The sequence below is a fragment of the Salinicoccus jeotgali genome, from assembly GCF_039538805.1.
In the GTDB taxonomy this organism is placed as follows: Bacteria; Bacillota; Bacilli; order Staphylococcales; family Salinicoccaceae; genus Salinicoccus; species Salinicoccus jeotgali.
The window spans coordinates 1-7,734 of record NZ_BAABCK010000049.1; the positions used below are offsets into that span (position 1 = coordinate 1).

Here is a 7,734-nt window from a genome sequence, read left to right on the forward strand (position 1 = left end):
AACGGTCGTTTATTGGAACATTGGAGGAAGGGCGTCTAGGGAGAATCATCATAATTTTATACGCTTGTTTGCCTTGAAAAATCAATCCATTTCATCCATCAGTGATTGACAGATTCCACCCATCCAACGATGGATGAATGACTACCCACATTAAATTCTTGGATACCAGATATCATCTGAGTATTTAGTCAAGATAATGAATTAGACAAAGTAGGTACGAAGTGCCTAGGGTATAATGTTTCTTTCTTTTTCGCAAGATGAAAACTGGCTATCAAAGTGCTTTCAAAAACTTTGCATTAAGGGGATATACAATTGTCTAACCTAAACTTGAAATTCGTGATGTATAAAAAAACTTCTTTCTAATATATAATTAATAGTAATTGGAGTGATATTTTTGAGAAAATCTATATTTAAATACAATAAAATCGTACTGTTTGATGAAGATGCTGCCTTAGATATACTTGATCAAAATGATGGAGGAAGACTACAATACTTTGAAAAAGTCACTAGAGATGCTAAATTTGATTTGGTATCAAAGATGACTGGATCTTCAAAACCGATTGATAATATAGAAGTAGCTTTAGGCTTCTTTTCTAGACTTAACTTTGAAAAAAAGATTGAGCAACAAATGACAAATACTATAAAAAATGATTTCCTAGCCAAAATCGAAGATAAAATAACAGATTTTGATTTAGAATACATTCAGGGGTATAAGTTGAATATATTGGAAAAAACAACTACTTATTTAAAAACCCTTTCTCCGATTATAGGAATGATAAAAGATATAGAGAAGTTCTCAAATACAACGGAAATGAAAGACATAAACTTCGAAAAATTCGAAGAAACTTTAGATGACATGAAAGCCTACCACGAATTTTTAGCTAATAAAGGTAATTCATATAAAATAATAAGAGTGAATCCTAAACACATGGTAAATGATTATAAATTAACGGACCTTAGAAGTATGAGCTTAAATATGGTAGGTGTAAAAATTGGGCAAGCTACAATTAAAGAAATTTCTTTTGAATCTCTAGTTAACACAGATGATAGTAGAGTTTTTGCTAATGAAGGTAATGATACAGATAGTAGAATTGACAAGATATCAGAAGCCACTAAGGAAAACCCATCGAAAGATGATAATCCTCCCTCGCCAGAGAAAATAACGAACTCACAAGTATTGGTAGAGAGAATAGGCGAGGATAGAAAATTAGATGTGATAGATTTAATAGTAGCGGGTGTTAAGTAATGGAGAACAGTATCTACCTTGTAAAAGGGGTCGTTGATCAATTTTATTCAGCTAATAAAGATATAAACTTTTATAACTTAATTGATTTACTGAATTTGAAAAGTAGCACTGAAGATATTGATGTGGAATATCAACCGACAGTTGGGGTAGGAGATTATATATTAAATGAAGGTAGCGTAAAAAGGCTAAGTAATAGTTTTAGTAATGAGGTATCTTTATTTATAAAAAACTTGATGGAGAAAAGTATTATAGAGAACTTATATGTGATTCTTCCTACAAAACAATTAGAAGATTCTTTATATAAAATATTAGGTAATATAATTCAAGAGTGTAACTATAGTTTTCCGAATTATAGTAACGATGACGTAATTAATACTTTTCAATTGGTCAATAGTGAGATTATAGGACAAGACGCTGCATTAAAATCCATACATTCAAATATAATGAAGAACTTCGTTAATGAGGATACTAAGGTCATCATGATATATGGCCCCTCCGGAGTTGGGAAAACAGATGCAATACTTCAGATACATGAGAGCATATTTGGTCATAAAGATATAAGAAGAATACAAATGTCTATGCTTAACGACATAAAAGGTCATGATTATTTATTTGGAAATGATATTAACGAGAGATCCTTGTCAGAAGACTTATTAAAGAGAAAAAGTAAATTTATTTTATTAGACGAATTCGATAAATGTAACCCTCATCTTTACAATGCTTTTTATCAAATGTTTGATGAAAGTAAGTATAAAGATAATCACTTTGAAGTTGATTTAAGAGATAATGTTATATTTTGTACTTCCAATTTTCAATCCATAGAAGAAATTATTGCTCATGTAGGTAGACCTATATTCAGTCGATTTGATAAAGTAGTAAAATTTGAACATATTGCTAATGACGTAAAACAAAAAATTCTTTATAAACATGTGGAGGAGGTTTATAAGAATTTACTAGATCCATATAAGAAACAAGTCAAAATAGAAGATATAATGAATATTTTAGAGCATGAATCGCTAGAAAATAGGAATATAAGAGAGATTAAAAATTTGGTTGTTTATATTTTCAACCGGTATATATTTAATATCTTCTTACAGAGTAAGTGAAGAACTTTTTATATTACCCTTGACACTAAATAAACATTAATAGGATATTGATTTTACTAATTACCACTTTCATCTTTATTTTGCATGTAAATGAGAAAACTCCAACACCTTTGCTAAGAAAAGGATATTGGAGTTTTTTTGTAATTACAGTAACTGCCGATCAGTGGAATTATGTTAAGTTCTAACTATTACATTAAATTTAATTGTAGCTAGAATTTTAATCCACCAAAGAAAGAAAATCCATAATCATTTCAGTAAATTCAAATCGAGTTTGTCCTTGATCATCAGTATATTTTTCAACTTCTCTTATATTTTCAAAAGTCATTTTAGGCCAATATACTTCTAATACTTTGCTAGTTGCTACACGGGTATGTTTATTTACCTCTTTTTTAGCGTCCATATAATCACCAATGACTAAAGGAGAGTCAAAACAACTTGAATGTAAATAATTCTCTGGTTCTCTTTTTCTGGTTAAATAAGCTTTAATTTCTTGAGCTCGCAAGGATTCTATTGCTTCAATATTTTTTTGTGCTGCCGGGGTCGGTTCATCGGAGTCTTGTAGCACACACCAAGGGACACCAAATTGATCTGCAAGCTTTAAGGTTTTCCACGATTTAAGATTACCGCAACCGCCCGTGGGAATGAATGCAAAACCACTTTCTTGCAGGGTTGCAGGTATAGCCCCTCCTTCTTTAAGCATGTCACAAAGGTGTCTAATAAAAACGACATCTCCTTGCCCCTCTAATAATAAAATAGCTTTTGTTTGAGCATTAATATTTTCAGCCATCAAACCTAATGTCTCGGTTATTTCTTTATAAACATCTTCATCTTTTGATTTTATGACCCGTTCTTCATTCTGTTTAGTGACAAACCTTAAACTTTCTAAGGGAAGTAATCCAGCTAAAGCTGGTGTATGAGTAGTTAAGACCACTTGAGAGTTAGTATTATAAGCCAATTGTATAAATGACTTGATAAGCATTTCTTGATGTTTAGGGTGTTGGGATGTCTCAGGTTCTTCAAATCCGTAGATAATATTTCTAGAATTACTATCATTTAATTTCCTTTCGGCTTCTGCTCTAAAGAAATTTAATAATATTAGTCTTCGTACCCCACTGCCACGTTTATTTATTGATATTCCATCGTCGGATTTAATATTTAATTTAAACTGTGAATCGAACTTAGGATCAGATTTAAAATCTGGAGTTAGTGATTTAGCTAAATCTTTATCCATTTCTTTTAATTTCTCTAGTGTTCTATCCGCAGTCTCTATTGCTTTTTTTCTAACAGTTTCTTTTATTTTATCTAATTCTGGCATCACTTCTTTAAGAGCTTGTTCTATTGCTAAACTCATAGGGTCTGTAACTTCTTTGTCATTATCTTTACTTGCACGATCTGATTGAAATAATGAGTAAATGGGTAAAAATTTTTCTAGTGATTCATATATCTTTTTTGAATCTTCTTTATCTATTAAAAGTTCCTGCGACTCACACTCTAAATCTTCAGCAGAGTTCAAAATTGCACTCCTTAGACTAGTGTTACTTGTAGCATTATATTTATCTTCTGGTATATCCAACTGTTTAGCAATTTGTTTTAACTCTGGGCGTTTTTTTGATAGTAAATCATTATATGGTTCTATTGTAGGGTGGTTACATATTATGTAAATACTAGGTTTAGGTTTAGCTGAAGTAGCTTTAAAAACTTTCTTTATTTCTAGTTCTTTATCCGCATTTAATAAGTACTCACTTGATAAATCAGTCCGAGATGATGTATCTAAAACAATTTCTGCAGGTACGTCGCTAAATACACAAGTTATTTCAATATTTGAATCATCAGCGTTAATATTTAGGTCCTCTCGCTCACATACTACTAATGAATTATTAAAGAATATTTCTAAAGCCTCTAAAATTGTTGACTTACCAGCATCATTTTTTCCGATAAAAGCTGTTAGTTCTTCAAATTCTACACTAATAGGATTCTTATAACCTCTAAAGTTTTTCAACTTAACTGTTTTTAATATCATGTAATCGCTTCCTTCCACGGTTATTATTAAATAATAGATTTTTCATTCCTCGTACTTTGTAAAGCAATAACCGTCACTATCGCAAATATCAAAAGTCTCTTTTACTTATTTTACCATTGTTAAGTGAATAGTCTATGAAACTATTATACGAACTGGATTTTCTAGTCTTGGTTCGAAAAAGTACACTTATCCAAACAAAAAAGAGAAAAAGCTCTAATGAAAAATAATACCACTCTTTTAATCTATGTTTAGATCAAAGGAGTGGTATTTGTATAGATTCTTTCTTAAACTGTTACTCAACCATTTTGGTATTTACATAACCAAGTAGAGCTATGAAGCCCATTGCCATAATTAAAAACAGCATCGTTTCACTGTTTGGGTAGTTAATTATTCCACCGGCTAGCATTACTATACCGATTATAAGACTATAAAATCCAACAATTTTTGAGAGTTTATCTTGATTTTTTACACGTTTTTGGTTGAAACCTGACAATAACCATGTTTGCTTTTTTACACCGATTAGGAAGGCCACGAGAAATAAAACAATACTTGCAGCAATTAGATATAGATTCATTAAATCACCTTTTTCAATAAATTTTATCTTCTTTTAACAATGGTTGGTACAATATAATAAGCGAGAGCTAATGTTACAACGAGATAAATCAAAAGATAATCGATCACAATGTCAGAATGATCAAATGCTATTTCTGAGAACAACAAATAAATGAACAATAATATGATTGATATAGAGAAAGTTTGTAGAGAAGCTCTCTGAATGTTGTAACTTACCCTATCATCATATTCAATTTCATCATCTTTTTCGTTTTTTTTAACTCTTGTCCACTTTAAACCACCTACTATAAAAATAAGACCGATGACTGCTGCCCAATGTAGTTGATTTGTTATCATATACGCTATAAAAGAGCATGCAATTGTTATCGAAATGACTAAGAGTATTTTATTGTTCAAAAAGAATTCCCCCTCTTATTTACTATTCTTTGGCCCAAAACAATTCATCCAATGGTTTACCTAAGTATTTGCTGATTAAGAGACATACTTTAATAGTAGGATTGTACTTCTGTGATTCAATCAAATTCATAGTTTGTCTGGTCACACCCACTAGTTTTGCCAATTCGCTTTGGTTAAGATTTCCTTTTTCGATGCGTGCCAATTTTACATTGTTTTGAACGACGATATCTTTCAAATATTCACCCCCTATATTTATCTACAACTAAATTGTAACATATATATTACTTAAGTAAAATATATATGATAATAAATTCTTATAAATACCATATCAAATATTTATACTGCTTAAAATTTATTTAATACTTATTGGCTTGAATCCCCTCATTGCTAGCGAGCAGTGAAAGTAAAGACTAATAGATCGACGCTATATAATTGATTAAATCTTTACCAGCACATCGGATCTAAATCCTCTAATCAATAATTTTACAATTGTGCTCCTCATAAATGGTGATATATAAACTAGATTATTTTCATAAGTTAGTTTTTTTCTTAGAGAACTGAGTCTACTTAGAATACATATCTCCAACCAAGGATGATTTTAAAATGGAGGTGAATCACTCATTAAATATTTTAAACCACAGCTCTTTTTAAACCGTTCGTAAAAGTTACACTTTTACAAACAGAAAGGGAGAGAAGTACTGTCTTTTCAGCATCTTCTCCCCCTCTTTTTAATTTAAGTATCATCTGATGAATCATCATATATAAACTGGATTTTATAAAATCCACTGTTCCATAACGTGAACCTTCTTTTCCGTAGCATTTAGAGTAATCGTACTGCCAATTGGCATCGTTAACATCGGGTGGGTATGCGCACTATCAAAATCAGCTAGAATTGGAATAGCCTTGTCCCCTAAAACTTCAAGCAGAATCTCGTATGGTTTCCGTCCTGTTCCTTCATCATCAAATAATTCATGCTTTCCTAATAGGATTCCAGCAATCCGATCAAATACACCATTCACTTTTAATAGATTGAAATTCTTTTCTATAATAGAAGCTGATTTCATGGAATCCTCCAAAAGTAAAATGTCGCCATTTTCGATGTTCGGCATATATTTGCTTCCCCAAAAGCCCGTCATGGTATTTAAATTTCCGCCAATCAATCTCCCTTTAGCTGTTCCTTCATTTACACAGATCCATTCATTCTTGCGCTGTTCCTTCTCTCTTTCTTTGACTTCCCAGTTTAGTGGTTCGTCAGACCAATAAGGAGGGATTGGGATTTGTAAAGGCAGCTGCTGTTCTTCTATCAGCATGTTAGAAAAATATTCATATGTATAGTCAAGAAATGGTTCGTGTTCTCCAAATGATGGAACGAGAGCCGGGCCATAGAAAGTCGGAATTCCAGTTTGTGCATAGATCCCTAACAGAATTGCAGTTGCATCGGAATAACCGATCATAATTTTAGGATTTTTCTTAAAAGCTTCGTAGTCTATATATGGCAAGAGTGCATTAGAATTAGTTCCGCCAATTGTGGACATGATGCAGCTGATTTCCGGATTCCTAATAAGTTCGTTCAATTCTTCAACTCGTTCCTGGATAGTTCCGGAGCGATAGAAATCGCGTTTGCCTGTTAAGTTACCTTGTTCAATTTCAAACCCTTTTGATTCCAAAAAGCTTTTAGCCCGTGCATAACGAATAGGTGAGGAATGAGTTATAGGAGAAGACGGTGAATATATACCAATCTTGTCACCTTTTTTTAATCGATTTAATACTATCATGAATAAGCTCCTTCTATTTTCTTATGATGACGCAATGAACTGCAACTCAACTGCATCTATTGTATATTGAGTTTTCTATAAAGATTTAATTAGAGAGTTCAAGCTACGGTTATTTCTATAGCTAATGTACCCCATTTTCTTTCTTGTTCTTTCGAATAGATCTCATAAGTTCCTTCCATCATTTCTTCTATGGTCCACCCTTCACATCCTAAATCTACAAATGGTATCTCATCGTACATAGCTTGGAAGGTAGGATACTTGTGAAGCTTTGATACCTCAACTTTTAAAACTTCATTCTGTTCAGGAACCTTAATAAATTTGATTGTATCCCCAACTTTTATTTCTCTTCTCTTTTCGTCATTCAATCGTACTTCAATCTTTTTCTTGCCTTCTTTAATCGGTTCAAAATAGTCACCGTATAAACCCATAGTATGCTCCATAATTTCGCCCTGTCTTCTAAATTTCTAATTTCAATTTTTCTTTCATATCCACCGATGTTTAATATCTGTAGTAAGTAATCATAATTAAAAGGTTACTTCTAAATATTAACATTAAATTTAACTAACTAATCAGATAAAAATAAATCTGCTTTAAAGAAAACCGTTCGTAAAAGTACAC

The 7,734-nt window shown here is 31.7% G+C and carries 8 protein-coding genes; 2 read left to right on the forward strand and 6 right to left on the reverse strand.

The features are described 5' to 3' along the window. Positions 1-394: 394 nt before the first annotated feature. The gene (locus tag ABD734_RS08000) at positions 395-1,246 is read left to right on the forward strand and encodes a DUF6414 family protein (protein WP_344703161.1); all 852 of its coding nucleotides are present in this window, start codon (positions 395-397) and stop codon (positions 1,244-1,246) included. Beyond that, a complete protein-coding gene (locus tag ABD734_RS08005) occupies positions 1,246-2,352 on the forward strand; it encodes an AAA family ATPase (RefSeq protein ID WP_344703163.1) in 1,107 nt (368 codons plus the stop codon). The genes ABD734_RS08000 and ABD734_RS08005 overlap by 1 nt, the downstream gene beginning before the upstream one ends. A gap of 217 nt (positions 2,353-2,569) precedes the next feature. On the opposite strand, the gene ABD734_RS08010 is transcribed toward ABD734_RS08005, so the two are convergent. The 6 genes from ABD734_RS08010 to ABD734_RS08035 form a co-directional block, all read right to left on the reverse strand. Beyond that, the gene (locus ABD734_RS08010) at positions 2,570-4,372 is read right to left on the reverse strand and encodes an AAA family ATPase (protein WP_344703165.1); all 1,803 of its coding nucleotides are present in this window, start codon (positions 4,370-4,372) and stop codon (positions 2,570-2,572) included. A gap of 292 nt (positions 4,373-4,664) precedes the next feature. Beyond that, positions 4,665-4,946 carry a DUF3784 domain-containing protein gene (locus ABD734_RS08015; protein ID WP_344703167.1) on the reverse strand — a complete coding sequence of 94 codons (282 nt, stop codon included), beginning with the start codon at positions 4,944-4,946 and terminating at the stop codon, positions 4,665-4,667. A 23-nt stretch (positions 4,947-4,969) separates the two neighbouring features. After that, on the reverse strand, positions 4,970-5,341 hold the full coding sequence (locus ABD734_RS08020) for a DUF2178 domain-containing protein (protein ID WP_344703169.1): 372 nt from the start codon (positions 5,339-5,341) through the stop codon (positions 4,970-4,972). Positions 5,342-5,363: 22 nt separating this feature from the next. After that, positions 5,364-5,576: a helix-turn-helix transcriptional regulator gene (locus tag ABD734_RS08025; protein ID WP_344703171.1), complete on the reverse strand. Its 213-nt coding sequence runs from the start codon at positions 5,574-5,576 to the stop codon at positions 5,364-5,366. Positions 5,577-6,114: 538 nt separating this feature from the next. After that, positions 6,115-7,116: a S66 family peptidase gene (locus ABD734_RS08030; protein ID WP_344703173.1), complete on the reverse strand. Its 1,002-nt coding sequence runs from the start codon at positions 7,114-7,116 to the stop codon at positions 6,115-6,117. A 98-nt stretch (positions 7,117-7,214) separates the two neighbouring features. Beyond that, the gene (locus ABD734_RS08035) at positions 7,215-7,556 is read right to left on the reverse strand and encodes an ASCH domain-containing protein (RefSeq protein WP_239416343.1); all 342 of its coding nucleotides are present in this window, start codon (positions 7,554-7,556) and stop codon (positions 7,215-7,217) included. Between the last annotated feature and the right edge of the window lie 178 nt (positions 7,557-7,734).